This window comes from Arthrobacter sp. Y3221114, assembly GCF_059092625.1.
The window spans coordinates 23201-49459 of the sequence record NZ_JBNHHW010000010.1; the positions used below are offsets into that span (position 1 = coordinate 23201).

The following is a 26259-nucleotide window of genomic DNA, read 5'->3' on the forward strand; positions in this document are numbered from 1 at the left end:
CGTTGGTGTGGAGGCATAGATGCGTATGCATGTTGTGTCTACTGCGGCAACCGCGGCCAGGCCGGGGTTATTCCGCGGCGCGCGGGCGGGAGACCGGCGGCACCAGCTGCCCGGACTCGCGCCGGATCCACCACTGGCCGGTGCTGCGTTTTTCCGCCCAGGTGGAAAACCGGTAGTGGTAGAGCGTTGCCCGCACAAAGGCCGGTGGCACTCCGCCGAACGGATCATGCCGGAGCAGCTTCAGCGTGGCCTGGTCGGCTTCCAGTAGCCGCCGCAGCAGCGGGATGAACCAGTTTTCGCCGCGGGAGCCCAGCGCCAGGAACCACATCAACCAGTCCAGCCTCAGGTGGTACGGCGCGAATTGCCGCGGCATCCGCCGCGGGTCTCCGGGCTTGCCCTTGAACCCGTACTCGCGCCAGTGGACGCCGTCGGCGGACCCTTCCACGGCCACTTCGTAACGTTCCCGCGTGATGGACCCGAAGGCGCCGTAGGCGTTGGCCAAATGCCAGCTGTTGAAACTGGCGTTCATCAGCTGGTGCCGGCTGAACAGGTTCTTCAGCGGCCAGTAGCTCAGGTACACCAGCAGGGCGCAGACCGCGAGCACCACCACGGTGAACCACACCGGTTCCTGCTGGTACTCCGGCGTGAAGTCACCCACCGGCAGGACGGCCTGCACCGCGTCGTCGGACACCGCCGAGAAGGCGAGCAGGATGGTCAGGGTGTTCAACCAGGCGAAATTGCCGGACGCCACGAGCCACAGCTGCGTGATGATCACGACCGCGGCCGCCATGCTGCCCACCGGCTGCGGGAAGAACAGGAAGAACGGCACCACCAGCTGGGCGAAGTGGTTGCCGGCCACCTCCACCTTGTGCAGCGGCTTGGGCAGGTGGTGGAAAAACCAGCTGGCCGGGTTGGGCATCGGCTGGGTCTCGTGGTGGTAATACAGGGCGGTCAGGTCCCGCCAGACCGGGTCGCCGCGCATCTTGATCATGCCGGCGCCGAACTCCAGGCGGAACACCAGCCAGATGAACAGCCACAGCACCGGGGCCGGCGGCGCTACCCGGTCGGAGCCCAGGAAAGCGGCGAGGAAGCCGGCCTCCAGCAGCAGCGTCTCCCAGCCGAAGCCGTAGAACGTCTGGCCCACATTCACTATGGACATGTACAGGAACCACAGGGCCAGGAACGCGATCAGCGGCACCCACGGCGGTCCCAGCTGCGGCAGGCCGGCCACCAACAGGGCCGCGATGACGACGCCGGCCCATGCCACCGCGCGCAGCCGACGGTCCGTGTATCCCCAGCGGAAGAGGGTGAAGCCGCGCGGGGTTCTTCGCTCCAGCAACCGGGGCACGGGCAGCAGCCCGTGTTCGCCCAGCAGGGCCGGGAACTGGGCCAGGGCGGAGGCGAAGGCGATCAGGAACACCGCGGCGATGCCCCGCTGCAGCACCTGCCGCGCCAACTCGAACCCCTCGGCGCTGAACCAATCCATGGCATGTCCAACGCTACGGCCGGCCGGTCGGCTGTCAAGCAGCAGGCCCGGCTCGAAGGAGCCGGGCCTGCCGGGGGTAACTGCGCTTCGCGGGGGCGGCCGGCGAGGCGGAGTTGAGGGATCAGCCGAAGAGTGCGGAGACCTTCAGCAGGGTCTGGCTGACGCCGTAGAGCAGCGGCACGCCGACCAGCACCCAGCCGAGGGCTACTTGGGCTTTCTTCATGTCAGGCCTCCTTTCCGGCCATCGCGGCTTCGCCGGCATCCCTGGCCGGCGCCTCGTGGTACTTGCTGTCCACCGGCTTGACCATCAGGTTGGCAATGAAACCGATGACCAGCAGGCCCACCATGGTGAGCAGGGCCGGCTGGTAGGCCTGGGCCGTCAGCTCGCCCGGCTTGCCCTGGGCGTCCAGGAAGGCGTTCACGATCAACGGTCCGGCGATGCCGGCGGCGGACCATGCCGTGAGCAGCCGGCCGTGGATGGCGCCTACCTGGAAGGTGCCGAACAGGTCGCGCAGGTAAGCCGGAACGGTGGCAAAACCGCCGCCGTAGAAGCTGATGATGACGGCTGCCAGGAGCACGTACAGCCCGGTGGAGGTGTAGCCGAACAGGGCGAGCACCACATACAGGGCGGCGCCGACGCCCAGGTACAGCATGTAGTTGTTCTTGCGGCCCAGGTAGTCGGAGGTGGTGGACCAGACAAACCGGCCGCCCATGTTCGCGATCGAAAGCAGCCCCACGAACCCGGCGGCAACGCCGGCCGACACCAGTGAAACGCCGTCGGGCTGGCGGAAGAAGTCCTGGATCATCGGGGAGGCCTGCTCCAGGATGCCAATGCCTGCCGTGACGTTGCAGAACAGGGCGATCCAGACCAGCCAGAACTGACGGGTCTTGATGGCGTTTTTCGCCGACACATTTGCCGTGGTGACCAGGGCCTTGGCCTTGACCTTGGAGGCGTCGAAGCCTTCCGGCTTCCAGTCGGCCGCCGGAACCTTGATCGTGAAGGCACCGAACAGCATGTAGGCCAGGTACACCACGGCCAGGGTCAGGAACAGCTTGCCGACGGCGTCGCCGCTGGCTACCCAGCCCGGGGTCCCGTCGAAGCTGGGGTCGTAGAACTGCAGCAGCGCGGTGGAAACCGGGCTCGCGATCAGCGCGCCGCCGCCGAAGCCCATGATCGCCATGCCGGTGGCCAGGCCCGGGCGGTCCGGGAACCACTTAATCAGGGTGGATACCGGGGAGATGTAGCCAATGCCCAGGCCGATGCCGCCGATCACGCCGTAACCCAGGTAGACCAGCCAGAGCTGTTCGGTGAAGATGCCCAGCGAGCCGACCAGGAACCCGGAGCTCCAGAACAGGGCGGACGTGAACATCGCCATGCGCGGACCGTTGCGGTCCACCCAGGTGCCCATGACGGCCGCGGAGAGCCCGAGCATCACCATGGCGATGGAGAAGATGATGCCGATCTCGGTCAGGCTCACGTCGAAGTGGGCGACCAGGGCGTTCTTGTACACGCTGGTCGCGTAGGCCTGGCCGATACACAAATGCACGGCCAGCGCCGCCGGCGGAATCAGCCAGCGGTTAAAGCCCGGAGGGGCGATCGTATGCGATCGGTCCAACCAACTCATCGTTGGGCGTCCTTTCAAAAAGTGGGGTGCGGTGCGAGGCAGAACTGCAACGTGTGTTTCAGTTCACATCCTGACCGATGGTTGGGCCAGGCAACCGGATTCGACCGGCGTGTCGTGCAGCCCTGCCCTCCGGGCACCGCGAAAGGTACGGTGGAGGAATGGAACAGGTCCTCGCCGTTCGGGGCGTGGAGGGCTACCGCCAGTACCGGGCTCCGGCGCTCGCCGTGACTCCGGCAGGCAGCGCCGTGGTTGCCTATGCAGGCCTGGGCGGGCTGGGCCGGCGGCCCGCCGGGGACCTGCTGCTGCGCCGCAGTTTCGACGGCGGAGCGACCTGGGAACCGCAGCAGGTGGCGTGGGCGGACACGTCCGGGCACGCGGCCGGCCAACCGGGACTGTTCTCCGATACCGCAACCGGCCGGATTTTCCTGGCCTTTGTCGCCGGGGCCGGAGGCGGTGACGCAGGGCCGGTGCCCGCGGCCAACGGACGCCGCTTCGAACTCCTTTCCTCCGACGACGACGGCGGCACCTGGCAGCATCGGTCGGTCGCCCCGCGGCGGGCTTCGGACACGATCACGGCGCTGGCAGGTGCCGGGCCGGGCACCGGCCTGCATGCAGGCCGGTTTGCCGGGCGGTTGCTGGTGCAGTTCGCGGTGATGGCGGAGGGTGCGCGCACGAGGGCGGCCTCCTGCTACAGCGACGACCACGGGGACACGTGGACCATGGGGGAGCCGCTGCCGGGACAGGCCCCTGGCCCGGTGGCCGCGGAGGACGGCGGTAGTGCCGCCGTCTGCCTGGCCGACGGCCGGGTGCTGCTGCATACCTGGGCTGCGCCCCGGCGGTGGGCGGCGGTCTCGGACGACGGCGGGCACAGCTATGGGCCGCCGCAGCCGGTCGACGAGCTGCCGGATCCCGGGAGCGCAGGCTCCCTGGTCCGCTTCGACGGGCTGCCGGCCCTCGGCGGGTTGGCCGCACCGGCGAGCGACCGCTGGCTGCTGGCCGCCAACTGCCAGGACCCGCTGCTGCACCGCAACGTTGTGCTAAGCCTGTCGCGGGACAACGGTCACTCCTGGCCGCACAAACTCACGGTTCACGGCAGCGGTGCCACCGGGCCGGCCGCCGTGCGGCTGCCGGACGGCCGCATCGGAGTGCTGTACCAGCGGCACGGCGGCGGCGAGATCGTCTATGCCACGGCAGATCCGGGGCTGCTGCTGGCGGCTTGGCCGCGCGGGGCGGTCACACCCCGGGCCGACGGCCGCGCGGGAGGGCCGGGACCCGTGACCGGGCCGCTGCCGGTGCCCGGGGACTACCCGCTGCGCTTCGACATGGTGCTGCACGCGGTCCGTAGCACGGACGAGGGCCAGCCGGTGCCGGGCTACCGTGCCGGGGACGTGCTCGTCTTTGCCGGACGGGCAAAGATGCTGGGACCGCAGCACCTGAGGGTGCGGTTATCCGGTGGGTTCGACAACGCCGCAAATTTTCCGCCGCAGGACGTGGGTCCCGGCGGCGAAGCCCGCTACCTCCATCCTGTCCGCACGGTGACCCGCGCGGACGTCGCGGCCGGAGGCTTGACCGTTTCCTTCACCTGCACCGCGGTCCCGGGGGACAGCCCTGTCGGAGGCGCCCCGGTGGCGAGCCTGACGCGGAAGTTCAGCATCGACGTCGTCAGCGGTGAAATCCGCGAGGCGTGACGTGCGCCTCGGCACCGTGCCGGTGTCCTCCCGGCGAGGTGTGCAAGGATTTAACCCGGGATCAACGAGCGCCGCCGTGACGGTGGCGGTGACGCAGAACGGAGAGGGATTGCAGGACAAGGACCCAGACCAGGAATCCATGTCACCCACGACTCCGCAGGCGGGGATGCTGCCGATCATCAAGCCGAAGAACATTCCGGCTAGCGATGCCGGCTCCGGCGCCGGTTCGGTCGCAGGGCCCCAGGCCACCCACCCTCCCGTGCCGCGTCCGACGGACCGGCCGGTAGCCAAGCAGGTCAAGCCCGTTCCCACCGGCACCGCGCCGCTGCCCGCCTCCGCGGCAGCCTCGCGCTCCAACGCGGCAGCCCGCCGGATGCTGCGCAAGCTCGTGCAGGGGGAGGCACCGCCCACGGCGCCGATGAGCATCGTGGAGAGGCTGGCCGGCAGCCCCTATGCGAACCCGATGATCCAGACGGCCGGGATCGACGCCTCCGCGCGCATCACGCTGGACTTTGTCCTGGACGTGGCGGAAACCATGTTCCGCTACGGAGCCGGCGCGCTGGAGGTGGAAACCAGCATCATCGCCGTCACGGCGGCTTTCGGGCTGAGCGACATCGACGTGGACATCACCAACCAGTCCGTGTTGATCAACTATGCCAAGCCGGACACCGTGCCCATCACCGTGATGCGGGTCGTGCGGTCCTGGACCAACAACTACGCCGGCCTGTCCCTGGTGCACGAACTGGTCACCGACATCGTCAACGGCGGGGTGGGCCGCAGCGAAGCCAAGGAACGGCTGCAGGAGATTACCTCGCGTCCCAAGCCCTTCGCCCGGTGGATGGCCATCGCGGCCGGCGGCGTGTTCTCCGGCTTCATTATTGCCTTCCTCGGCGGCAGCATCTTCGCGGCCCTCGTGGGCGGCGTCTCCACCGTGCTGATGGGTTTGGTGGGGCGGAAGTTGAGCAAATGGCGGATGCCGGACTTCTTCATCACCGGCATCGGCGCCTGCCTAGCCACCGTGATGGCGCTGCTGTTCTGGGCGCTGCACGTGCCGATGAGCCCGTCGCTGGTGATCGCCGGCGGCATCCTGTTCCTCCTGCCGACCGGCCGGTTGGTCTCCGCCACCCAGGACGCCATCAATGGCTTCCCGGTCACCGCGTCGGGGCGTTATCTCTCGGCCTTCTTTACCTTCGCCGCGATTGCCGCCGGCGTCGCCGTGGGGCTGGTGGGCGGCTCGATGCTCGGCGTCAGCCTGCCCGAAGTCTTCGTGGAGGGCCAAGGCCAGTACCCCTACGTGGTCCGGGCGCTGCTGCTCGTCGTGGCAACCATTGCTCTCTGCATGACCGAGCAGACCAAACTGAACATGCTGCTGCCCACGGCCGCCGTCGGGCTGGTGGGGCTGTTGATCTACGACTTCGTGGTGTGGGCGGGAATCGGGGACCGGATCGGCCCGGCCGTCGGAGCCGTGGTGATCGGGTTCCTTGGGCGCATTGTGGGTCTGCGGATGGGCTCGCCGCAGCTGGTGGTGGCGGTCCCGGCGGTGCTGTTCCTGCTGCCCGGCCTGTCCGTGTTCCGGTCCATCTTCGAGCTGACCGTCAATACCGAGGCCCCGTTCAACGGCATCCTGGGGCTGTTCAGTGCGCTGACGGTGATTCTGGCGATCGCCGGCGGTACTGTGCTCGGCGACAACCTGGCCCGGCCGTTCACCAAGGGGCTGGGCTCGAACGAAAACCGGCGGGCCCGGCGCCGCTAAGGACGCCGGAACCGCGGCTGCAGGAGGGGCCTGGCGAACGCCTGGCCGGAGGGGCCGGGCGATCGCTTTGCCGGAGGGGCCTGGCGATAGCCTGGCGCCTGGTCGGATCAGGCCTGGTAGTTCTCCGGGAAGATCTGGCCAGCCTCCGTGCGCTTCTCCGCCTGGAAGGCGTCTTCGGCCCGGCCGTAGGCCCAATAGCCCGATATGGAAACCTGATCCCTGGACAACCCGTGGTCCTTGAACAGGACATCGCGCAGGGACTTCACCTCGCCGCGCTCGCCGTGGACGAACGCATCCACCCGGCCGTCGGGCCAGTCCAGGCCGGCTATGGCGTCGCGCAGCAGGGTTGCGGTCCCGGGCGTTTGGCCGCGCCGGAACAGCCAATGGATCTCCAGGTTCGCAGGGGCGTCCAGTTCCTGCACGTCCGCCTCGGAATCCACTTCCAGGAAGGCGTGGCCGCGGGCGTCCGGGGCCAGGGCCTCCATGGCGGCAGCGACTGCCGGCAGCGCCGCATCGTCGCCGGCCAAAAGGTACCAGTCGGCGTCGGGATCGGGCCGGTACGCGCCACCGGGCCCGTTGAACATCATCCAGTCGCCGGGCTGGGCCCGCGCGGCCCAGGGTCCGGCGAGGCCTTCGTCGCCGTGGACCACAAAGTCGACGACGACTTCGCGCGTGCCGCGGTCCACCCGGCGCACGGTGTAGGTGCGGGTGACGGGCAGCTTGTCGGCCGGAAGCGTTTCCTTCAGCTCCGCGACGTTGACCGGGAGTTCCACGTCCAACGACGGGTCCAAAAAGATGACCTTGATGTACTGGTCCGTGGCGTCCTTGGCCGCAAACCTTTCGGCGAACGAATCGAACCCGTCGCCGCCGGCGTAGACCCGGACCATGTGCTTGGAAATCCACTCGGTGCGCGTCACCTGGAGGTTGGTCTGCACCCTCGGCGGCCGAGCGCTCCGTTCCGCACGGGCGGGGGCTGCTGCCGGTTGTGTCTGCATCCTGCATTACTCCTGACGAAGGGAAACTGCTACTTAGGAGAACCTAATCCACCGGTACGGTAATCCCAATTTGCGGATGGGGAAGGTCACAAGCGCCGCTCAGGAACGCGCGCCGCCCAGGACGCGCGGCGCCTCACCGCGAACCGCTTGGCCTCAGCGGTCCGCGCACGGTTCCAGCTGTCCACGTTTGGCCGTAACTGTCCATGTCTTGGAAACCGTTGAGCCCTTGACCTGCGGCGACGCCGGACCCGCGCGCAAAACATGGACAAAACGTCCCGGCGCCGGCCAGTCGGAAGCCCACGTTGCCCAGCAGCGGCTAGCGCAGTTCCCAGTGCACGGGGTCTGCGCCCTGGGCGGCCAGCAGTTCGTTAACCCGGCTGAACGGCCGCGACCCGAAAAACCCGCGGGAGGCCGACAGGGGGCTGGGGTGCACGGTCTCGATCCGCGGCACCTGCTCCAAAACCGGAGCCAGTTGCTGGGCTTCGCGGCCCCAGAGCAGGGCCACCAGCGGTCCGCCGCGCTGGGCCAGCGCCCGGACCGCGAGTTCGGTGATTTGCTCCCACCCCTTGTTGCGGTGGGAGCCGGCCTTGCCGGCCTCCACAGTCAGCGCGCGGTTGAGCAACAACACGCCCTGGTCGCTCCAGGCGCTCAGGTCTCCGTGTTGCGGCGGCCGGATACCCAAATCCATCTGCAGCTCGCGGTAGATATTGGCCAGGCTGCGCGGCAGCGGCCTCACGTGCCGTTCGACGGCGAAGGCCAGTCCGATCGAGTGTCCCGGGGTGGGATAGGGGTCCTGGCCGACGATCAGCACCTTGACCTTGGACAGCGGCCGCTGGAACGCCCGCAACACGTTGGCCGGGGCAGGCAGCAGAGTCTTTCCGGCGGCGCGCTCGCCGTCCAGATAGGAGGCCAAATCCCAGAGCAGCGGTTCGGCCGGTGCGAGCACCTCGGCCCACTCGGGATGGATTACCGCGGAGAGTTCGCGGGGGGAGGCGAACGGATACGGTGCGCCAAAGTCCGCGGCGGGCGGCTGGGCAGGCAGCGGGAAGAGGGCACCGTCGTCGTAGTTCACGGTTCTATCTTTGCGGAAACCACCCGCCGGCAGGCAATCGGGCACCGCGGGCACTGCCGCCAGCGGGCAACCAGGCCACGGCGGGCACTGCCGGCAGCGCTAGTCAGTCACCGCGGGCACTGACGCCGACGGACCATCGGGCACTGCCGCCAGCGGGAAATCATGCAGGCGGGCACTGCCGGCCAGCAAACAATCCGGACCCGGACGGCCGGGTGAATGACACGCCTGTGATTCGCACTTATCATGGAGGCGATATTGATTGCTGTCAGCAAGTACTAGGAAGAGCAGGTGTGTTGTGGCAGGTTCGGCCGAGGCCAGTGCCTTTTCCCTCGAGGCCGAGGTTGACGACGCCAGCCCCCTGAGCGAACGCGACCAGCGGATGCTGGCCCTGGAGCGGCAGTGGTGGAAGTATGCCGGAGCCAAGGAACAGGCCATCCGCGAACTGTTCGACATGTCCGCCACGCACTACTACCAGATCCTGAATGCGCTGATCGACACCGAGGATGCGCTGGCACACGATCCGATGCTGGTGAAGAGATTGCGTAGACTACGTACGTCCCGCCAGCGCGCGCGCACTGCTCGCAGGCTGGGCACCGACGCCTAGATCCGGGACGGCCTGGTAGGCCGGTTCCGTTTCTCCACCACCAAGGATGCACTGTAAGCGATGACCAAGTACCCCCGGGATGAGTTCGACCTGGTCCCTGAAACTTCAGACCGCCACGGTGTGCACCGCGCCCGCATGGCGACGCCGAAGTCCAACGGCCTGGGCCTGATCGTCCTGGCCGCGGTACTTGCACTGGCGGTGGGGGCCTTGTCGTTCTTCGTGCTCCCGCTGCTGGGGGGCGGGGGATCTCCGACCCCGGTCGCCGCGCAGACCAGCACCGCAACTGCCTCTGCTTCACCGTCGGCAACGGCACAGCAAACCAAAACCCCGGACCCAACGGAAACAGCCACCCCGACGGCCACCGAAGAGGCGACCAGCGAGCCCACGGATGAGCCCACCGAGGAAGCAACCGAGGAACCCACGGAAGAGGCCGCCGCCGTCAACAAGCAGGACCCGGTGATGATCCTCAACGGCACCGGTGTGACCGGACTGGCCGGAACGGTATCGCAGAGGGTGCAGGCGGACGGTTGGTCGATCGCGGTCGTGGACAACTGGGGCGGCGCACCGCTGGCCGGTTCGGTGATCTTCTACAGCCCGGGCCAGGAAGCCAATGCGCGGGCGCTCGGTGAATTGCTGGGCATCGGTGCTTTGCAGGCAAACGGCAACGTCTCGCCGTACGTCACCGTGGCGCTCGGTCCCGGCTACCAATAAACGTCCCGGCTACCAATAAACACAGGCGTTCGGACCCCGCCACCTATAAACGCAGGCGCTGGGGCGCGGGCCGCCAAGAGGCCTTGGCGCTGGAACCGCAATACCCATGGGAAGCGCCCGCCCGTGCGGATTCGGTTACGCCTCAATAACTTAAGTGTGCCACAGCTCACTTTTCCGCCCCTGCTTGGTTTAGGGTGAAACCACTCTGCCGCCGAACCGTAGGCGGCAGGCTGGAACTACTGAGTATGGAGAACGCTATGGCGCTGGGAACCGTCAAATGGTTCAACGCGGAAAAGGGCTACGGCTTTATCACCGTGGACGAAGAAAATTCCGATGTTTTTGTCCACTGGTCCGCTATTCAAATGGATGGTTACCGTTCCCTGGATGAGGGGCAGCGCGTAGAGTTCCAGATCGGCCAGGGCCAGAAGGGTCCGCAGGCAGAAGAGGTCCGGGTCGCGCCGTAGCAGACCCACAACGACGACGGCGGCGGAGGCTGGGGTGCCTCCGCCGCCGGTTCGTGGCGCCGATGGGGCCTACTCCTTCAGCGGGACTCCGCGGGCATCGCGCTTGAACGGCTCCGCCCCGACCAGGATCATGATGCCCTCGACGAAGCCCCAGACGGCGCCGAAGCCAAACGTCAGGAAGGTGACCACAATCTGCACCACGCCGATGGCGACGTGGCCCAGATAGAACCGGTGCACGCCCAGGCCGCCCAGCAGGATGCCCAGCAGGCCGCCGATCAGCCGCGACTTCTGCTCGGGGTAGTAGTAGCCCTGGGGAGCCCCGTAATACTGCTGCTGGCCGTAGGGCTGCCCCGGCTGGCCGGGTTGGCCGGGCTGCGGGTACTGCTGTCCCGGGGTGCCGTAGGGTTGCCGGCCGAAGGGTTGCTGGCCGGGAGCGGGCTGCTGCTGCCCCGGAACCCCGTAACCGGGCTGCCCGGAAGGCTGCTGGCCGGAGGCGCCGTACGGCCGCTGACCGCCGAGCGGCCTCGTCGGGTTGGGGCCCGGTGCCAGGGGTTCGGTGGGGTTGCTGGTGTTCTTTTCGTCCGGTGATTCAGACATGGTTCTCCGACCTTTGCCCGGTGCGGGGCCGATAGTTTGCTTGCGCTGTCTTACCCGCCAATCTACGCGGGAGGTACCGGCCGTTTCCATGGGGGTCCACCCTGATTGTTGGACCGGGGGCGCTCAGGGGAATCGCGATCCGCGAAGCGGTCCGGCCGGCAGCCCCCAACAGCTTGCACTCGACACCTGCGAGTGCTAATTATTGAGTTAGCACTCTCGCGGGCTGACTGCTAAGAAAGCCCGTAGGGAGTGAAACCCGCCACCTCGGTGAGGTGAGCGGCGCGGCGTACAGAAACCGCCGTCGTCGTGAGCCGTCCGTCGCGGGCACCGCAGGTGGCCAGCAGCCGTGAAAAGCTGCGTCCAGTGTCTATTGTCCAGAAGGGACGTAAGCCGCTATGGCAAAGATCATTGCATTTGACGAAGAGGCCCGCCGCGGCCTCGAGCGCGGACTGAACATCCTCGCTGACGCCGTGAAGGTGACCCTCGGCCCGCGTGGCCGCAACGTCGTGCTCGAGAAGAAGTGGGGCGCCCCCACGATCACCAACGATGGTGTGTCCATCGCCAAGGAGATCGAGCTGGACGACCCGTACGAGAAGATCGGCGCCGAGCTGGTCAAGGAAGTCGCCAAGAAGACCGACGACGTCGCCGGTGACGGTACCACCACCGCGACCGTCCTGGCCCAGGCCCTGGTCAAGGAAGGCCTGCGCAACGTTGCTGCCGGCGCCGACCCGCTGAGCCTGAAGCGCGGCATCGAGAAGGCCGTTGACGCCGTCACCGCCGAGCTCATCGCTTCCGCCAAGGAAATCGAGACCAAGGAACAGATCGCCGCCACCGCGTCCATCTCCGCCGGAGATCCGCAGATCGGCGAGCTGATCGCCGAGGCCCTGGACAAGGTGGGCAAGGAAGGCGTCGTCACGGTCGAGGAGTCCAACACCTTCGGCCTGGAGCTGGAGCTCACCGAAGGCATGCGCTTCGACAAGGGCTACCTGTCCGCGTACTTCGTCACCGACGCCGAGCGCCAGGAGACGGTCCTCGAGGATCCGTACATCCTGATCGTCAACTCCAAGATCTCCAACGTGAAGGACCTGGTTGGCATCCTGGAGAAGGTCATGCAGTCCGGCAAGCCGCTGCTGATCATCGCCGAGGACGTCGAGGCCGAGGCCCTGGCCACCCTGATCGTGAACAAGATGCGCGGCACCTTCAAGTCCGTTGCCGTTAAGGCTCCGGGCTTCGGCGACCGCCGCAAGGCCATGCTGGCCGACATCGCCATCCTGACCGGCGGCCAGGTCATCGCCGAAGAGGTCGGCCTCAAGCTGGAGAACGCCACCCTGGACCTGCTGGGCCAGGCCCGCAAGGTGGTTGTCACCAAGGACGAGACCACCATCGTCGAAGGTGCCGGCGAAGCCGACGCCATCGCCGGCCGCGTCAACCAGATCCGCGCCGAGATCGAGAACTCCGATTCGGACTACGACCGCGAGAAGCTGCAGGAGCGCCTGGCCAAGCTGGCCGGCGGCGTTGCAGTCATCAAGGCCGGTGCCGCAACCGAGGTCGAGCTCAAGGAACGCAAGCACCGCATCGAGGACGCCGTCCGCAACGCGAAGGCTGCCGTTGAGGAAGGCATCGTCGCCGGTGGCGGCGTGGCCCTGATCCAGGCCGGCGCCAAGGCGTTCGCCAACCTCACCCTCGAAGGCGACGAAGCAACCGGCGCCAACATCGTCAAGGTTGCCATCGACGCTCCGCTGAAGCAGATCGCCCTCAACGCCGGCCTGGAGCCGGGCGTCGTGGCCGACAAGGTGCGCGGGCTGGCCGACGGCCACGGCCTGAACGCTGCCACCGGTGTCTACGAGGACCTGCTGGCTGCGGGCGTGAACGATCCGGTCAAGGTCACCCGCTCTGCCCTGCAGAACGCGGCGTCCATCGCCGGCCTGTTCCTGACCACCGAAGCCGTTGTCGCCGACAAGCCGGAGAAGGCCGCTCCGGCCATGCCGGGCGGCGACGAGATGGGCGGCATGGGCGGCTTCTAAGCTTCCCCGCCACCACCTCGGCCTCACAAGAGGCCACGGTTCAGCGAGGCGCGGTTCCCGTCACGGGAGCCGCGCCTCGCGGCCTTAACCCCTCGGCCTTAACCCCTCGGCCTTAACCCCTCGGCCTTAACCCCTCTCCGGGCGAAGCCAGGCCGGCCCCTCGTGCCGCCAGGCTTCCAGCTCCGCGGAGAGGTTCTGCCTTGCACGCTCCAGCCACTTCTCCCGGGCCGCGGGTGTCCGGTACAGCGGATCCAGCGCCAGCAGACGGCGGACCACGGCGGTGCGCCCGGCGGCGAAGTCGGCGTCGGGCACGTGCGCATAGTCTTTGCGGACGTCCCGGACATAGCTGCGGTACTCCGCCGGTGGCGCGCCGAGGACGGACAGATCGGCGTCGCACAGCAGGGCGCCAGGCCCATCCTGCGGGCCGGGCGAGTGACTGGCTGTGAGCAGGACCAGCCGGACCACTTCGGCCGTCTCGTCACCGCTGCAGCCGGCCGCCGACAGGCAGGCACCCGCCAGGTCTGCCGATTCCTGTTCATCCACGCCGGGCCGGCCGTTGTAGACGGCGTCGTGGAACCAGGCCGCCAACCACACCGCCCGCGGCCGGGGACCGGACGCGGCGGCGGATGCGAGCTGCTCCAGCGCCTCCAGGACGGCCAGCAGGTGGCCGGGGCCATGGTAGTGGCGGTGGGGTTCTGCCCAGCGGTCCAGCAGGTCGCGGCCGAGGTCCTGCTGCCCGGGCAGCAGCTCGTTCCACCGGCGCAGCAGTACCCGGCGCAGTTTTTCCGGGCGTTGACGGGCCGGGACGCGCAGCCCGCTCGCCTGCAGCCGGCGGGTCAGGTCGCCGGCGCTGACCTCGACGGCACCCAGCTGGACCAGCTCGCCGTAGCGGCTGGCCGGCACGTCGTAGTGATCCCGGTCGAAGGCCCGCTCGCGGATACCGGCGGCCGCCGCGAAGCGGTGCAGTTCGGCCAGCGAGGTGTCAGAGACCAGGTGGGAAAAGTGGGTGCCGTGCGCCGGCCAGAGCGGAGGATCGATGAGTATTGCCACGTGCCCAGCCTAGGGCCAGGAATGTTTGCCATGTGCCCCGCCCAGGGCCAGGAACGGTGGCAGGATCTGAAAAGATGGAGCTCATGACTATCACTGCTGCCGCCGATGGCTCCGCGCTCGGCAATCCCGGTCCGGCCGGCTGGGCCTGGTACATCGACGACACCGCGTGGGCTGCCGGCGGCTGGCCGCACGGCACCAACAACCAGGGCGAGCTGATGGCCGTGCTGGACCTGTTCCGGGCCACGGCGCACCTGCCGCAGGAACACCTGCGCGTGTTGTGCGACAGCCAGTACGTGATCAACTGCGTGACCAAGTGGATGCCGGGCTGGAAGCGGCGCGGCTGGAAAAAGGCCGACGGCAAGCCGGTGCTGAACGTCGACTTGCTCAAGGACATCGACGCCGCGATCAAGGGGCGCAGCTACGAGTTTGAGTGGGTGAAGGGCCACGCCGGACACAAGCTGAATGAAGCCGCCGACGAACGCGCCCGCGCGGTGGCCCTCGCCTTCCAGAACGGCACCGGCGCACCGGCCGGCCCGGGCTTTCCCGGCGGACCGGGAACCTCCGGCAGCGCCGTCTTCGAATCGGCGCCGGCTGCTGCCGCCCGCCGAGGAAACACACCGACGGCCCGGGCGGCAGTGGAGCCGGGTTCCCCCGGGAACGGAGCGGGGCGGCCGGCGGCTGCAGTCGTGCCGGAGCCGGACCTGTTCTCCGAGCTGGAAGACTTCGCGGATGCCGCCGCAGAAGGGGACGCCGCGGAAGAGCTGGTGGTGCGGCTGGAGCAGGAGCTGCTCAGTCCCGCCGTCCGGGCGGACTACGGGCGCCTGGCCGTGCTGCTGCACCCCGACTTCGCCGAGATCGGCGAAGCCGGCCGGATGTGGACGCGGGACGCCATGATCAGCGAACTCCAGGAAAGCCCTGAGCTGGACGCCTCGATGGAGGTCTTCGCCGTCGAACGGCTCGGCGAAGACAGCATCCTGCTGACGTACCGCAGCATCCGCCGCGACGCGTCGGCACTGCGCAGTTCGCTCTGGCTGCGCGATGGCGGACGGTGGCGCCTGCGCTTCCACCAGGGCACACCCGAGCAGGACTGAACGGCCGGCCGCACACGGTGCCCGCACACCCGGTGGCCGCGCGCCGGCACCGGCCGCCGCGCGCCGCACCGCCGCGCACCGCACCGCCGCGCACCGGCACCGCGGCCGTCGCGCGCCGGCTCCCGCCCGCACACTCAGGTGCACTGCCCACCCTGCGGCCGTGCACGCGCGCCTAGCCGGACGATGGTCAGGCCAGGAACATCCGGGCGTTGGCCTCCTCAGCCTGCGAGTACTGCTGCGAGGCGTGGGACAACGCCGCGTTGATGCTGGCCAGGGATTCTTCCACCTTCAGCTGCGTGGCCCGCCAGTCCGTGATCAGCTGCTGGAAGTTCGCCGCCGCCGAACCCGTCCACAGCGACTCCAATTCGCGCAACCCGGACTGCATGGTGTTCACCTCCGCCTGCAGCCGTCCGATGGTGCCCTGCACGGCAATGCTCTTGGCGGCAAGAGCCTCGCTGTCTACCTGGAATACGGCCATGGTGTCCTCCGCTCGTGATGAATCTATCCGACACGGTTCAGGCTAGGCAGCGGCCAAAGGTGCCGCGAGGCCCAAGCCGCCGGCTGTGGAAAACCCCGGCGGGGAATGCCCCTGCGGTCACTCGAGGTTGAAGGCGCCGTCCTCGTCCGAGGGCGGATGATACGGGATCCGGATGGACATGGTTGCCCCGCCGCCCGGGGTCTCGGTCAACCTGACGGTGCCGTCATGCTGGGCCACCAGGGCCGCAACGATGGCCAGGCCCAGCCCGGTGCCTCCGGTCCCGCGATGCCGGGAGGTGTCCGCGCGGTAGAAACGTTCGAACACGCGGGACGCCTCTTCCTCGGAGATGCCCGGTCCGTGGTCGCGGATCTCCAGGACAGAATCCAACCGGTCGTCGATCACCGGCTGAACGCCGACGGCGATCTCCAGCGGTGAGCCTTCAGGCGTGTAGCGCAGGGCGTTGGTGACCAAGTTGGCCACGACCTGGCGCAGCCGGGCCTCGTCGCCCACGATCGGCGCAGGCCGCGGCGCCCCGCCGTCGAGCCCCACGACGGTGATGGCGCGGTCCGGGGCGCTGGCGCGGGCATCCAAAGCCGCATCGTTGCCGAGCATGAGGAGATCCAGCGGCTTGGTTTCGAGCGGACGCTGTTCATCCACCCGTGCCAGGGTCAGCAGGTCCTCCACGAGTTGGCCCATGCGCTTGGCTTCGCTCTCGATCCGGCCCATGGCGGCACCGACGTCGTCCGGCGTCTGCAGCGCTCCGTGCCGGTACAGCTCGGAGAAGCCGCGGATGGTGACCAGCGGGGTGCGCAGTTCGTGCGAGGCATCTTGGACGAAGCGCCGCATTCGCTGTTCGGACGCGGTCCGGGACGCGAAGGCGGTTTCAATGTGGGCGAGCATGGCGTTCAGCGAGCTGGAGAGCCGGCCCACTTCGGTCGCCGGGTTCAGCACGTCGACGCGGCGCGAGAGGTCCCCGGCGGCAATGGCCGCGGCCGTTTTCTCCACCCGGGCCAACGGCCGGAAGGACCGGGTGACGGCCAACCACACTATGCCGATGGCGGCGACCGTGGCCGAGACGGCGATGAGAAGCGTGCTCGCCGCGACCTTGTCGAAGGTGCTGTTCACCTCGTTGTAGCTCACTGCCACGGCGACCGAGCCGGAATCGTTCTGGAGGGGCGTGACCCACACGCGCCAGCCCTGGCTGTCCCGTTCGGTGCCGGGCACGTGGAAACCCCGGCCCTCGAGTGCTTGGGCCCTGTCCGGAGTGATGTCCTTCAGATCCGGGCGGTCACCGGCGGGGTTGGTGTCAATCGTGAGCTCGCCGTCCCGGGTGAACAAGGCGCCGTAATACCTCGACGAGTAGGACATCCCGCTGGGGGCGGTCGCTTCACGGACCAGGAAGGATGAGATGGACTGGCGGTTCTTAAGCAGGTCCTCGTCGAGTTGCCTCACCAGCGTGTCGTGAAGCTGGGTCAGGATCAGTGCCGAGGTCAGGGTAAGGGTGGCGACCATGAGCACGCCCATGATCAGCACCAGCTGCGACCGCAGGGATGCTGACTTCCATCGATCCAGCATGGATCAGCGGCGGTCGGCCGTGCGCAGCAGGTACCCCACGCCGCGCTTGGTCTGGATCAGCGGCGGAGTGTCCGGATTCGTGTCGATCTTCCGGCGCAGGTAGGAAATGTAGGACTCGACGATTGAGGCGTCGCCGTTGAAGTCGTATTCCCAGACGTGGTCCAGGATCTGCGCCTTGGAGAGCACCCGGTTGGGGTTCAGCATCAGGTAGCGCAACAACTTGAACTCGGTAGGGGAGAGGTCGATGACGTCGCCGCCCCGGCGCACCTCGTGCGCGTCGTCGTCGAGCTCCAGGTCGTCCACCTGGATGATCGCGTCGTCTTCCAGCAGCGGCCGGGTGCGGCGGAGCACGGCGCGGATTCGGGCCACCACTTCGTCCAAGCTGAAGGGCTTGGTCACGTAGTCGTCGCCGCCGACCGTCAGGCCGGTGACCTTGTCTTCGGTCTCGTCGCGCGCGGTGAGGAAGACTACCGGGAAATGACGGCCGGAGGCCCGGAGCTTGCGGGTGACGGTGAAGCCGTCCATGTCCGGAAGCATCACGTCCAGCACCGCCAGATCGGGTGAATGTTCTTCGGCGGCGTCCAGGGCCTCGCGGCCGTTGGCGGCAGCCACAACCTCGAATCCTGCGAACCGCAGCGAGGTCGACAGCAGTTCCCGGATGTTCGGCTCGTCGTCGACGACCAACAGTTTGGCTTCGGGCTCAGGCTTTTTCACCCTTCCAGTGTGCGCCCGGTTTCTGGGAGTTTGCTGAATGAATGCTGCGCGCGGAGGGCGGCCCTGATGACCCATTCCGGGCCAGGGCAAATGGGGCGTTTGCCCGATGCTGCCCCACCTGTCGGAGGCGGATTCTTGAGTGGTCGGCGAAAGTCCGGCAAAGCCGAAAGGGAAATCATGCAGTCAGCAGTAATGGCCAGCGAATCCGAAGCAGCCAATATCTACGAAACGGTCGAGGAGTTCGAGGGCTCCCGAACCTTGGACCTCCGGCAGCTGCTCCACGACACGGCAAGCGCGTTGAGCGCGGCGGCGGCCAGCGCACGCCGCAGCCTTGCCCGCCGCCGCATGGACCGGCGCCGCTGGGCGGTTGATTACCAGCGCCTGGAGGAGGTCCGCGAAGAGGCCTTCCTCCAGCTGTATCGAAACGGCGGCCTGCGCTGAGGCTGGCGGCAACCCCCGGAGGGGCATGATCATCAGGCGTTACAGCCCTTGATGAGCTCCCCTTCGGGGCGCCGGCAGCGGTCGGTGACGCCGATTTCGATGTCCAGGCGCCTCACCGGTCACGGCGCCGCCCGCCACCACGGTCGCGGTGCCGCGAGGGTCCCCGGGGCGCGGGGCCGACCTACGGCTGCAGCACGTCGTTGGCGTCCTTGATGGTGTAGGCGTAGCCCTGCTCGGCCAGGAAGCGCTGGCGTTTGGCCGCGAAGTCCTGGTCCAGCGTGTCCCGCGCGACCAGGGTGTAGAACCGGGCGGACCGGCCGTCCGCCTTGGGGCGCAGGAGCCGGCCCAGCCGCTGGGCTTCTTCCTGCCGTGAGCCGAAGGAGCCGGACACCTGGATGGCCACGGTGGCTTCGGGCAGGTCGATGGAGAAGTTGGCTACCTTGGAGACCACCAGCGTCTGCAGTTCACCGCGGCGGAAAGCGTCGAACAGCCGCTGCCGTTCCTTCACCGACGTCTCGCCCTTGATCACGGGCGCGTCCAGGTGCGCGGCAATCTCGTCGAGCTGGTCGATGTACTGACCGATCACCAGCAGCTGCTCGCCCCGGTGCTCCCGCACCAGGGCATCGACCACCGGGGTCTTGGTCGGGGACGTTGCGCACAGCCGGTACTTGTCGCCGTCGTCGGCCATGGCGTACGCCACCCGCTCGTCCCGCGGCAGGTCCACCCGGACCTCGACGCAGTCGGCGGGCGCGATGTAGCCCTGCGCCTCGATGTCCTTCCACGGCGCGTCGTAGCGCTTCGGGCCGATCAGCGAGAACACCTCGCCCTCGCGGCCGTCCTCGCGCACCAACGTGGCGGTCAGCCCCAGCCGCCGCCGCGCCTGCAGGTCCGCGGTCATCCGGAACATCGGGGCCGGCAGCAGATGCACCTCGTCGTAGATGATCAGGCCCCAGTCGTTGGCATCCAGGAGCTCCAGGTGCGGATACAGTCCGCCGCGGCGCATGGTCAGCACCTGGTAGGTGGCGATGGTGACCGGCCGGACTTCCTTGACCGAGCCGGAGTATTCGCCCACCTCCTCCGCGGTCAGGGAGGTGCGGCGGACCAGCTCATCCTTCCACTGCCGCGCGGAGACGGTGTTGGTCACGAGCACCAGGGTGGTGGTGGAGCTGGTGGCCATCGCGGCCGCGCCGACCAGCGTTTTGCCGGCCCCGCAGGGCAGGACGACGACGCCGGAACCGCCGGCCCAGAAATTCTCCACGGCCAGGCGCTGGTACGGCCGCAGCTGCCAGCCGCCCGGCTCCGCGGATTCGGCCAGCGCAATCGGATGCGGCGTGCCGTCGACGTAGCCGGCCAGGTCCTCCGCGGGCCAGCCCAGCTTGAGCAGCAGTTGCTTGAGCTGGCCGCGCTGCGAGGAGTGCACCACGGTGGTCTCGGCGTCGATCCGCGGACCCAGCAGCGGCTGGATCTTCTTGGCGTGCATGACCTCCTCGAGCACCGGGTAGTCGGTGGTGCGCAGCACCAGGCCATGCTGCGGGTCCTTCTCCAGCCGCAGCCGCCCGTACCGGGACATGGTGTCCTCAATGTCCACCAGCAGCGCGTGCGGCACCGGGAAGCGCGAGTAGTTCAGCAGCGTGTCCAGCACCTGTTCGGCGTCCAGCCCGGCGGCGCGGGCGTTCCACAGCCCCAGCGGAGTGATCCGGTAGGAATGCATGTGCTCGGGTGCGCGCTCCAGTTCGGCGAATGCGGCGATGGCGTGCCGGGCCTCGGTGGCCTGTTCGTGGTCCACCTCCAGCAGGATCGTCTTGTCGCTTTGGACGATCAGGGGTCCGTTAACCATTCAGCTGCCCTCCACTAGTTCAATGTCCATCACGCGGTGGATGGAGACGGTGCGCTCGCTGTCACGGTCGGGGTCGAAGACGCGCACCCGCCCGCCGCTGACGGACAGCGGGAGCATCACCTGGCGCCGGTGGTTGCCGTCCGGGTCCACGATGCCGATCCGGACCTTTTGTTTCAACCGGACCGCGGTGCGCAGCGTTTCCAGCGCCAGCAGCGGCCCGGCCTCGGCGGCCGGGCGGGACGGAACGCCGCTGCTCCGCAGCATCGCCAGCTGGGCATCGGCATCTTCGGCGGTGAGCTCCCAGGGGTTCGTCCTGACAGGGAACGACGACGGCGGGCGGCCGGCCTGCGCAGCTGCGGAACCTTCCGCCGGGGTGCCCTCCGCAGCAGCACGCCCGCCGGTGCCCGGGCCGCCAAAGCCCGTGCCGCCGGTGCCCGGGCCGCCGCCCAGCACTACGCCGTCGTCGGCCTCCGGAGCCGGCGCATAACCGAGCTGGCGCAGGGAGGCGAGCAGATCGCGGGCTCCGGTACGCGACACCAGCACCGTAGGGGCCAGCCGGCGCAGGCCCAGCCGGGCCGCGCGCGGGTCGGCAAGCAGGTCCGTCAAAGCATCTTCGTCGTCGCTGCGCAGGAAGCTGGCGGCCGCCCCGACCCGCAGCGCACCGTGCCGGGAAGCGGTGTCCTCCACCAGATACTCCAGCGGCTGCGGCACGCCGGTGGCCGAATGCCGGACCAGGAAGCCGAGGATCCCGGCGGCGCCCCGGCCGGCGTCGAGGGCGCGCCGGATGCTGTCGGCCGAGAACCGGTAGATGGCCGCCGGACCCTGGCCCTCGGCATCGGACAGCAAGGACAGCTCCGCGGCGATATCCGGGGCCAGATACCCGGGAGCAACGGCCGTCAGGTCCGCCTGCAGCATGAACTTGTCCAGCGGTTCCGGCAGCTGCTCGGCCAGCAGCGCGGCGGCCTCGGCCAGCCGGCCCTGCGCCGTCGCCCGCCCCAGCCCGGTCAGCGCGCCGGAGCCCACGAGGCCCAGCCGCGCGGCCTCGGCCAGGACGCCAGGAACCAGCCGCTTGAACCGGCGCTGCTGCCGGGGCCGCCGCCAGACCAGGTAGGCGGTAACGTCCTCAGGCGAGGGCGCCGGCGTGCTGCCGCCGGAAGAACCAGCCCCGCAAAGCTTCTCCAGCGCCTCGAGCACGTGGCGCCGGACTGCCGGGGCGTCGGGCCGGGACGCTTCGGCGGCCAGCGCATTAATGGCGGTGTCCGACGGCGTCCGCCCGCCCACGAGCGAGGGTGCCCGGTCCAGCTGCAGCCAGGACGAGACCAGCAGCTGCCATTGGTCCCGGCGCTCCAGGGAACCGAAACTGGCGTTCGCATGGATCACCCAGCGGGAGGTATCTACGTCCAGGACGACCAGTCCGGCGGCGGCGGACAGCTCCAGCAGCCAGCTGGTCACGCCCGGTTCGATCCGCAGCGCCTCGGCCAGCCGCCGGACTTCGCGCACGCCCACACCGCCGGCCCGCAGGGTGGCCACCGGCCCCCGGCGTATCTGTTCCAACAGCTCGGCCACGAGCCGCAGCGTCTCGGCCGTGGCAGAGAACGCCGCGTTGTCACGCAGGGAATTCCGGACCTGCCGGGCGGCAATGGCCGGCGGCCGCGTATGCCAGGGATCTGCCACGGCGCCGCCGCGCACCGCCAGACCCGCCGCCCGGGGGAGTTCCACGTGCGACGCGTCGATGGGCACCAGGAGGGCATGGGCTGCCAGCCAGTCGATCGGTGAGGCGGCGTCGCGCGGGCCCGTTCCGGCCAGCCGGTGCGGCACCGCCCCGAGCGGGGAGCGGCGGAACTTCCCGAGCAGCTCGTCCGTATGTTCCGGCGCCTTGGCCATTAGCGCCGGCCAGGTCCGCGGGTCGGCGAGCCAGCCCTCAAGCACGGCGGCTGCCGGGACGCCCGCGGACGGCGCGCCGGGGCCTTCGTCCGTGCCCGGCTCCGGAAAATCGGCGGGGAGGACATAACCGGCCTCCCGCAGCAGCCGCACCGAACCGACCAGATGGTCGGCGGCCACGGGGCTGGCGGCGGCCAGGGCTGCGTAGCTGCGGCCGAGGCCGGACGGGTACGGTCCCAGTGCTTCGGCCAGGCTCGACACCGGAAGGTAGGCCGGGGAAGGAGAGGTGGCACCGCCGTCGTCGTGGGAGGGCGGTTCCGCGGACAGCAGCAGGGCGAGGCCATGCAGCCGCGCCAGGCAGGAGTCCAGTTCGTGAAGCGTCGCGGTGCCGTCCGGCGGCACGAGCAGCGGCCGCAGGGAACTTGCGTCGGCGGCGCGCCCGGCATCCACATCGGTGCTGAACACTACGGCTTCGAGCACCTCCAGCTCGGGTCGGGACAGCTGTTCCAGCACCCGCTGCAGGCTGATCCGGGTGCACGCGCGCGCCGCCAGGGCGGAAAAGTCCGGCACGGCCGGCAGGCACAGGTCCGGACGGGCGCTGAACAGCTGCCGCAGCTCTGTGTCGCTGCGGGCGGCCAACTGGCCAGCCAAAGCGCGGATGGAGGACACCGGATTAACGTTACCCCGCGCCTCTGCGGCCCATCGGTGCCGGGGCGGGACGGTCTAGGGAGCGGTTGCTGCCGCTAGCTTCCCCTAGCTGCGGCGGCGGCGCCGGACGCTGCCGGCCACCAGCAGCACCACCAGCACGAAGGCGATGGGAAAGCAGAACCAGGCCAGTCCCAGGAAGCCCGTCCACACCTCGGTGCCGGCCATGGCGCCGGCCAGAATCACGCCCAGGCTGCCCAGCCCAACCAACAGCACGACGACGGCGGCAACGACCAGCGCTTGGTGCAAGGCACCGGACTCGGCGGGTCGGGACGCATTCTGGGCGGGGACGGTTCCGGGCATGACACCAGATTACAGCGGCCTGCCGCGGCCCGATTCCCGACGCTCACGCCACGAGCGGAAAGCTGTGGGCAACGGGTTCGGCCGTCGGCGGAACACGATAACCTAGAGACAGACTTTCCCCGATTCGGCGCGGTCGCGTGTGCGGCTGCTGTGCTACCGGCGGGGCCCATGGTAAGAACGCAGCAGCGTGCGGTACCGCTGCATCATGAAGCAGAACGAGGTAAGCAAAGTGCCCATCGGCAAAGTCAAGTGGTTTGACACGGATAAAGGGTTTGGATTCCTGGCCAGCGAAGACGGACAGGAAGTGTTCCTGCACGCGTCGGCGCTGCCGGCCGGCGTCAAGGACGTCAAGCCAGGCACCCGGATGGAATTCGGCATAGCCGATGGCCGGCGTGGCCCGTCCGCACTCTCGGCGCGCATCCTCGATGCGGCTCCCTCGGTGGTCCGGGCAACGCGCAAGCCGGCCGAGGACATGGCCGTGATCACCGAAGATCTGATCAAGCTGCTGGACGAGATTTCCAACGGCCTGCGCAAGGGCCGCTACCCGGAGCGCTCCCACGCGTCGAAGGTCGCAGCGGTGCTCCGCCGCGTGGCCGACGACCTGGACGCGTAGGCGGCCTTGATGACTGAAAACGTGACCGACGCCGGCGCTGAAACGGTTGACGAGGAGCACGCGGCCGCCGGCGAGCCGCAGGCCGAGGCCGCGCCCCGGCGTCGTCCCGCGAAGCGCGCTCCCAAACTGGACCCTGTGCTGGCCGCCGCGGTGGACCGTGCGCGCGACGGTGTGCTGGAGATCGCCCCGTCCGAGCAAATTGGCGCACACGTCGGCAGCTTTGCCGACGGCGACCGCCTGGTCACGCATCGGTTCGAGGCACAACTGGCAGGCTACGTGGGCTGGCAGTGGTACGCCACGTTGGCCCGGGTGCCGCGCGGCAAGGAAGCCACGGTCTGCGAAGTGGGCCTGCTTCCCTCGGAGAAGTCGCTGCTGGCTCCGGAGTGGGTGCCGTGGGCCGACCGGGTTCGGCCTGAAGAAGCCGCGGCCGCGGCGGAAGCAGAGGCGGCGGATGCGGCAGCGGCGGCGGAACGCACCGAGCCAGCTGCTGCGGGAGATGCGGCAGAGGCGGCGGAACGCACCGAGGAAGCCGCTGCTGGAGATGCGGCAGCGGCGACGGACACCGAGGCAGCCGCTGCGGCAGATGCGGCAGCGGCGACGGACACCGAGGCAGCTGCTCCAGCCGATGCGCCAGACGACGCCGGTGCAGCCCCTGATACGGGTGCGCCAGACGACGCCGAGGCAGCCGCGGACGGGATGGCTGCAGCTGCGGACCCGAGCCCGGCCACCGAGGACGTAGCCAACGGGAGCCCGGCCGAGACGTCCGACATCACCGCGAGCGAGGACGGCGCCGAAGCAACGTCCTGACGCGACCCATCGACGAGGCAGGTATGCAGCCGGAAAGGGCGGTAAAGCGTGTTTCGTTCACTGAGGTTGTTCAACTACCGGATCTGGTTCATTGGAGCGTTGGTCTCCAATATCGGCACGTGGATGCAGCGTACGGCGCAGGACTGGCTGGTCTACGACATCCTGACCGAGCAGGACGCCGCTGCCATGGGCATCGTGATGGCTCTGCAGATGGGACCGCAACTGGTCATGGCTCCCTGGGCCGGGCTGGTTGCCGACCGGTTTGACCGGCAAAAGCTGCTGATGGCCACCCAGATTTCGATGGCCGTGCTGGGTCTAGCGTTGGGGTTGATGGTGATCGCCGACGTCGCCCAGCTGTGGCACGTCTACGCCTTCGCCCTGGCACTAGGGATGGTGACGGCGGTGGACGCGCCGGCACGGCAGACTTTCGTCTCGGATGTGGTGCGCGACGATTACCTGCCGAATGCTGTGGCGCTTAACAGCACCTCGTTCAACCTGGCCAGGATGGTCGGGCCGGCCATTGCCGGTGTGCTCACCGTCGCCATCGGCCCCGGACCGGTGTTCCTCATCAACACCGCCACCTTCGCTGCGATGATCGCGGCGCTGCTCGCTATCCGACGCCAGGAGCTTCACCTGCGGGAGAAGGCCGCCAAGGGGCGCGGACAGATCCTTGAAGGCTTCCGGTATGTGAAGCAGCGGCCCGACCTGGTGGTGGTGCTGGCCGCCATCTTCATCATCGGTACCTTCGGCCTGAACTTTTCCGTCTTTGTCGCCTCGATGGCCCGCACGGAATTCAACGGGCACGCCGGTGATTTCGGCTTACTTTCCTCGGTGATGGCAGCGGGTTCGGTCACCGGCTCGCTGCTTAGCGCGCGGCGTGACCGGCCCCGCCTGCGCTATATCTTCGGCGCGTCGGTGGCCTTCGGCATCGCATGCACCGTGGCAGGGCTGGCCCCGACGGTCTGGCTCTTCGGGCTGGCGCTGGTGCCGGTCGGCGCTGCGGCCATCACGATCATGACCAGCGCCAATGCCTACGTGCAGACCACGACTGCTCCCATGATGCGTGGGCGCGTCATGTCCTTGTATATGGCCATCCTGATGGGCGGCACCCCGATCGGTGCGCCGCTGGTCGGCTTGGTGGCCAACAGCTTCGGCCCGCGCTGGGGGCTGGGCGTGGCCGCGCTGTCGGGCGTGGCCGCCGCCGCCATCGGGATCGTATGGGCCTGGCGGGCGCACCACATGCGCCTGCGCTTCGACCGCTCTGCCGTGCGGAAACTGAGCATCACCTACGGCGTGCCGGACCGGCCCGCCTAAGATCTGCCGAGACGGCAGGCAACCTGCCTGCGGCAGTTTCTGCTGGCGCCCCCGATATCTTCTGCTCGTGCCGCGGGAAGCTCAGAATGGTGGCGGCGCATTCGGATCGGCGTCCCCGTCGTCGGGCAGCTCGATGCCGCCGAGAGTACGTTTAGGCGTTTGGTCACCGCGGTCTATGGTGCCGCTGGCGACGTCTTCTCCCGGGCCGTCGGTGTTGTATCCGCTTCCGCTGCCGCCGTTGGCGGCGGTTTCCGTTTCCTTCGGTCGGGGCAGGAGGGTGTCCCAGCCCTCGTCCGGATGGGTGGTCTTGCGGTGGCCGGTGCGCGTGGTCCATGTGATCTCGCCGTGTGGCCCGGCAGCGGCGCGGACGTGCCCGCCGGTCTTCGCCGCATGGTGCGCGCTGCACAGGCACTGCAGGTTTTCCAGCACGG

24 protein-coding genes and 1 pseudogene are annotated in these 26259 nt (G+C 68.7%); 11 read left to right on the forward strand and 14 right to left on the reverse strand.

Translation table 11 applies throughout. The annotated features are described in order from the left end of the window. Window positions 1–67 precede the first annotated feature (67 nt). From AC5RV3_RS17505 to AC5RV3_RS17515, 3 genes are all read right to left on the reverse strand, one after another. Complete coding sequence (locus AC5RV3_RS17505; protein WP_494123172.1) at window positions 68–1486, reverse strand: lipase maturation factor family protein; 1419 nt, start codon at window positions 1484–1486, stop codon at window positions 68–70. Between the two features lie 121 nt (window positions 1487–1607). Then, on the reverse strand, window positions 1608–1709 hold the full coding sequence (locus tag AC5RV3_RS17510) for an MFS transporter small subunit (protein WP_493968694.1): 102 nt from the start codon (window positions 1707–1709) through the stop codon (window positions 1608–1610). A gap of 1 nt (window position 1710) precedes the next feature. After that, window positions 1711–3111 (reverse strand): OFA family MFS transporter, encoded by a 1401-nt coding sequence (locus AC5RV3_RS17515; protein ID WP_494108363.1) that lies wholly within the window; start codon window positions 3109–3111, stop codon window positions 1711–1713. A 158-nt stretch (window positions 3112–3269) separates the two neighbouring features. On the opposite strand from AC5RV3_RS17515, the gene AC5RV3_RS17520 reads away from it, so the two are divergent. Together AC5RV3_RS17520 and AC5RV3_RS17525 are read left to right on the forward strand one after the other, a co-directional pair. Continuing rightward, the gene (locus tag AC5RV3_RS17520; RefSeq protein WP_494123173.1) at window positions 3270–4799 is read left to right on the forward strand and encodes a sialidase family protein; all 1530 of its coding nucleotides are present in this window, start codon (window positions 3270–3272) and stop codon (window positions 4797–4799) included. Window positions 4800–4938: 139 nt separating this feature from the next. Further along, on the forward strand, window positions 4939–6552 hold the full coding sequence (locus AC5RV3_RS17525) for a threonine/serine exporter family protein (RefSeq protein WP_494123174.1): 1614 nt from the start codon (window positions 4939–4941) through the stop codon (window positions 6550–6552). 107 nt (window positions 6553–6659) lie between these two features. Here AC5RV3_RS17525 and AC5RV3_RS17530 read toward each other — a convergent pair whose 3' ends face one another. Beyond that, a complete protein-coding gene (locus AC5RV3_RS17530; RefSeq protein ID WP_494123175.1) occupies window positions 6660–7547 on the reverse strand; it encodes a siderophore-interacting protein in 888 nt (295 codons plus the stop codon). A gap of 316 nt (window positions 7548–7863) precedes the next feature. Further along, window positions 7864–8619, reverse strand: a complete 756-nt coding sequence (locus AC5RV3_RS17535) for a uracil-DNA glycosylase (protein WP_494112896.1) — start codon at window positions 8617–8619, stop codon at window positions 7864–7866. 295 nt (window positions 8620–8914) lie between these two features. Here AC5RV3_RS17535 and AC5RV3_RS17540 point away from each other — a divergent pair, with 295 nt between their 5' ends. From AC5RV3_RS17540 to AC5RV3_RS17550, 3 genes are all read left to right on the forward strand, one after another. Beyond that, window positions 8915–9223, forward strand: a complete 309-nt coding sequence (locus tag AC5RV3_RS17540) for a DUF3263 domain-containing protein (RefSeq protein WP_127515197.1) — start codon at window positions 8915–8917, stop codon at window positions 9221–9223. A gap of 60 nt (window positions 9224–9283) precedes the next feature. Beyond that, on the forward strand, window positions 9284–9934 hold the full coding sequence (locus AC5RV3_RS17545) for a LytR C-terminal domain-containing protein (RefSeq protein ID WP_494123176.1): 651 nt from the start codon (window positions 9284–9286) through the stop codon (window positions 9932–9934). 257 nt (window positions 9935–10191) lie between these two features. Further along, window positions 10192–10398, forward strand: a complete 207-nt coding sequence (locus AC5RV3_RS17550) for a cold-shock protein (RefSeq protein WP_127515201.1) — start codon at window positions 10192–10194, stop codon at window positions 10396–10398. 69 nt (window positions 10399–10467) lie between these two features. Here the strand turns inward: AC5RV3_RS17550 and AC5RV3_RS17555 are convergent, their stop codons facing one another. Continuing rightward, window positions 10468–10995, reverse strand: coding sequence for a TM2 domain-containing protein (locus AC5RV3_RS17555; RefSeq protein ID WP_494123177.1), 528 nt, complete (start codon window positions 10993–10995; stop codon window positions 10468–10470). Between the two features lie 395 nt (window positions 10996–11390). Between AC5RV3_RS17555 and groL the strand changes: the two genes are divergently transcribed. Beyond that, entirely contained in the window at window positions 11391–13019 is a 1629-nt protein-coding gene (gene groL, locus AC5RV3_RS17560) for a chaperonin GroEL (RefSeq protein ID WP_493987608.1), read from the forward strand. A 126-nt stretch (window positions 13020–13145) separates the two neighbouring features. Here the strand turns inward: groL and AC5RV3_RS17565 are convergent, their stop codons facing one another. Next, complete coding sequence (locus tag AC5RV3_RS17565; RefSeq protein ID WP_494123178.1) at window positions 13146–14069, reverse strand: DUF4031 domain-containing protein; 924 nt, start codon at window positions 14067–14069, stop codon at window positions 13146–13148. Between the two features lie 83 nt (window positions 14070–14152). Here AC5RV3_RS17565 and AC5RV3_RS17570 point away from each other — a divergent pair, with 83 nt between their 5' ends. Further along, a complete protein-coding gene (locus AC5RV3_RS17570; RefSeq protein WP_494123179.1) occupies window positions 14153–15160 on the forward strand; it encodes an RNase H family protein in 1008 nt (335 codons plus the stop codon). 187 nt (window positions 15161–15347) lie between these two features. Here AC5RV3_RS17570 and AC5RV3_RS17575 read toward each other — a convergent pair whose 3' ends face one another. The 3 genes from AC5RV3_RS17575 to AC5RV3_RS17585 form a co-directional block, all read right to left on the reverse strand. Next, window positions 15348–15638, reverse strand: coding sequence for a WXG100 family type VII secretion target (locus tag AC5RV3_RS17575; protein WP_494123180.1), 291 nt, complete (start codon window positions 15636–15638; stop codon window positions 15348–15350). Between the two features lie 117 nt (window positions 15639–15755). Next, entirely contained in the window at window positions 15756–17213 is a 1458-nt protein-coding gene (locus AC5RV3_RS17580; protein ID WP_494123181.1) for a sensor histidine kinase, read from the reverse strand. A gap of 3 nt (window positions 17214–17216) precedes the next feature. Then, complete coding sequence (locus AC5RV3_RS17585) at window positions 17217–17927, reverse strand: response regulator transcription factor (RefSeq protein WP_493979402.1); 711 nt, start codon at window positions 17925–17927, stop codon at window positions 17217–17219. A 177-nt stretch (window positions 17928–18104) separates the two neighbouring features. On the opposite strand from AC5RV3_RS17585, the gene AC5RV3_RS17590 reads away from it, so the two are divergent. Next, complete coding sequence (locus AC5RV3_RS17590; RefSeq protein ID WP_494123182.1) at window positions 18105–18368, forward strand: hypothetical protein; 264 nt, start codon at window positions 18105–18107, stop codon at window positions 18366–18368. A 181-nt stretch (window positions 18369–18549) separates the two neighbouring features. Here AC5RV3_RS17590 and AC5RV3_RS17595 read toward each other — a convergent pair whose 3' ends face one another. The 3 genes from AC5RV3_RS17595 to AC5RV3_RS17605 all read right to left on the reverse strand — a co-directional run bounded on the left by AC5RV3_RS17595 (window position 18550) and on the right by AC5RV3_RS17605 (window position 23094). Then, window positions 18550–20205 carry a DNA repair helicase XPB gene (locus AC5RV3_RS17595; protein WP_494123183.1) on the reverse strand — a complete coding sequence of 552 codons (1656 nt, stop codon included), beginning with the start codon at window positions 20203–20205 and terminating at the stop codon, window positions 18550–18552. Continuing rightward, window positions 20206–22755: a helicase-associated domain-containing protein gene (locus tag AC5RV3_RS17600; RefSeq protein ID WP_494123184.1), complete on the reverse strand. Its 2550-nt coding sequence runs from the start codon at window positions 22753–22755 to the stop codon at window positions 20206–20208. Window positions 22756–22839: 84 nt separating this feature from the next. Next, on the reverse strand, window positions 22840–23094 hold the full coding sequence (locus AC5RV3_RS17605) for a hypothetical protein (protein WP_494123185.1): 255 nt from the start codon (window positions 23092–23094) through the stop codon (window positions 22840–22842). 229 nt (window positions 23095–23323) lie between these two features. Between AC5RV3_RS17605 and AC5RV3_RS17610 the strand changes: the two genes are divergently transcribed. From AC5RV3_RS17610 to AC5RV3_RS17620, 3 genes are read left to right on the forward strand one after another with little or no spacing between them, the layout of a single operon-like run. Beyond that, window positions 23324–23707, forward strand: a complete 384-nt coding sequence (locus AC5RV3_RS17610) for a cold-shock protein (protein WP_493988228.1) — start codon at window positions 23324–23326, stop codon at window positions 23705–23707. A gap of 9 nt (window positions 23708–23716) precedes the next feature. Continuing rightward, complete coding sequence (locus tag AC5RV3_RS17615; protein WP_494123186.1) at window positions 23717–24514, forward strand: DUF3027 domain-containing protein; 798 nt, start codon at window positions 23717–23719, stop codon at window positions 24512–24514. 48 nt (window positions 24515–24562) lie between these two features. Beyond that, window positions 24563–25828, forward strand: coding sequence for an MFS transporter (locus tag AC5RV3_RS17620; RefSeq protein WP_494123187.1), 1266 nt, complete (start codon window positions 24563–24565; stop codon window positions 25826–25828). Window positions 25829–25909: 81 nt separating this feature from the next. Here AC5RV3_RS17620 and AC5RV3_RS17625 read toward each other — a convergent pair. After that, a pseudogene (locus AC5RV3_RS17625) lies at window positions 25910–26259 on the reverse strand (hypothetical protein); the annotation flags it as partial.

What these genes read in the sequence shown, in the direction of transcription:
- AC5RV3_RS17555 (WP_494123177.1), bottom strand. Translation starts at nt 10,995, where the DNA reads ATGTCTGAATCACCGGACGAAAAGAACACCAGCAACCCCACCGAACCC.
- AC5RV3_RS17605 (WP_494123185.1), bottom strand. Translation starts at nt 23,094, where the DNA reads ATGCCCGGAACCGTCCCCGCCCAGAATGCGTCCCGACCCGCCGAGTCC.
- AC5RV3_RS17595 (WP_494123183.1), bottom strand. Translation starts at nt 20,205, where the DNA reads ATGGTTAACGGACCCCTGATCGTCCAAAGCGACAAGACGATCCTGCTG.
- AC5RV3_RS17510 (WP_493968694.1), bottom strand. Translation starts at nt 1,709, where the DNA reads ATGAAGAAAGCCCAAGTAGCCCTCGGCTGGGTGCTGGTCGGCGTGCCG.
- AC5RV3_RS17615 (WP_494123186.1), top strand. Translation starts at nt 23,717, where the DNA reads ATGACTGAAAACGTGACCGACGCCGGCGCTGAAACGGTTGACGAGGAG.
- AC5RV3_RS17550 (WP_127515201.1), top strand. Translation starts at nt 10,192, where the DNA reads ATGGCGCTGGGAACCGTCAAATGGTTCAACGCGGAAAAGGGCTACGGC.
- AC5RV3_RS17525 (WP_494123174.1), top strand. Translation starts at nt 4,939, where the DNA reads ATGTCACCCACGACTCCGCAGGCGGGGATGCTGCCGATCATCAAGCCG.
- AC5RV3_RS17570 (WP_494123179.1), top strand. Translation starts at nt 14,153, where the DNA reads ATGACTATCACTGCTGCCGCCGATGGCTCCGCGCTCGGCAATCCCGGT.
- AC5RV3_RS17520 (WP_494123173.1), top strand. Translation starts at nt 3,270, where the DNA reads ATGGAACAGGTCCTCGCCGTTCGGGGCGTGGAGGGCTACCGCCAGTAC.
- AC5RV3_RS17575 (WP_494123180.1), bottom strand. Translation starts at nt 15,638, where the DNA reads ATGGCCGTATTCCAGGTAGACAGCGAGGCTCTTGCCGCCAAGAGCATT.
- AC5RV3_RS17505 (WP_494123172.1), bottom strand. Translation starts at nt 1,486, where the DNA reads ATGGATTGGTTCAGCGCCGAGGGGTTCGAGTTGGCGCGGCAGGTGCTG.
- groL (WP_493987608.1), top strand. Translation starts at nt 11,391, where the DNA reads ATGGCAAAGATCATTGCATTTGACGAAGAGGCCCGCCGCGGCCTCGAG.
- AC5RV3_RS17590 (WP_494123182.1), top strand. Translation starts at nt 18,105, where the DNA reads ATGCAGTCAGCAGTAATGGCCAGCGAATCCGAAGCAGCCAATATCTAC.
- AC5RV3_RS17515 (WP_494108363.1), bottom strand. Translation starts at nt 3,111, where the DNA reads ATGAGTTGGTTGGACCGATCGCATACGATCGCCCCTCCGGGCTTTAAC.
- AC5RV3_RS17580 (WP_494123181.1), bottom strand. Translation starts at nt 17,213, where the DNA reads ATGCTGGATCGATGGAAGTCAGCATCCCTGCGGTCGCAGCTGGTGCTG.
- AC5RV3_RS17545 (WP_494123176.1), top strand. Translation starts at nt 9,284, where the DNA reads ATGACCAAGTACCCCCGGGATGAGTTCGACCTGGTCCCTGAAACTTCA.
- AC5RV3_RS17530 (WP_494123175.1), bottom strand. Translation starts at nt 7,547, where the DNA reads ATGCAGACACAACCGGCAGCAGCCCCCGCCCGTGCGGAACGGAGCGCT.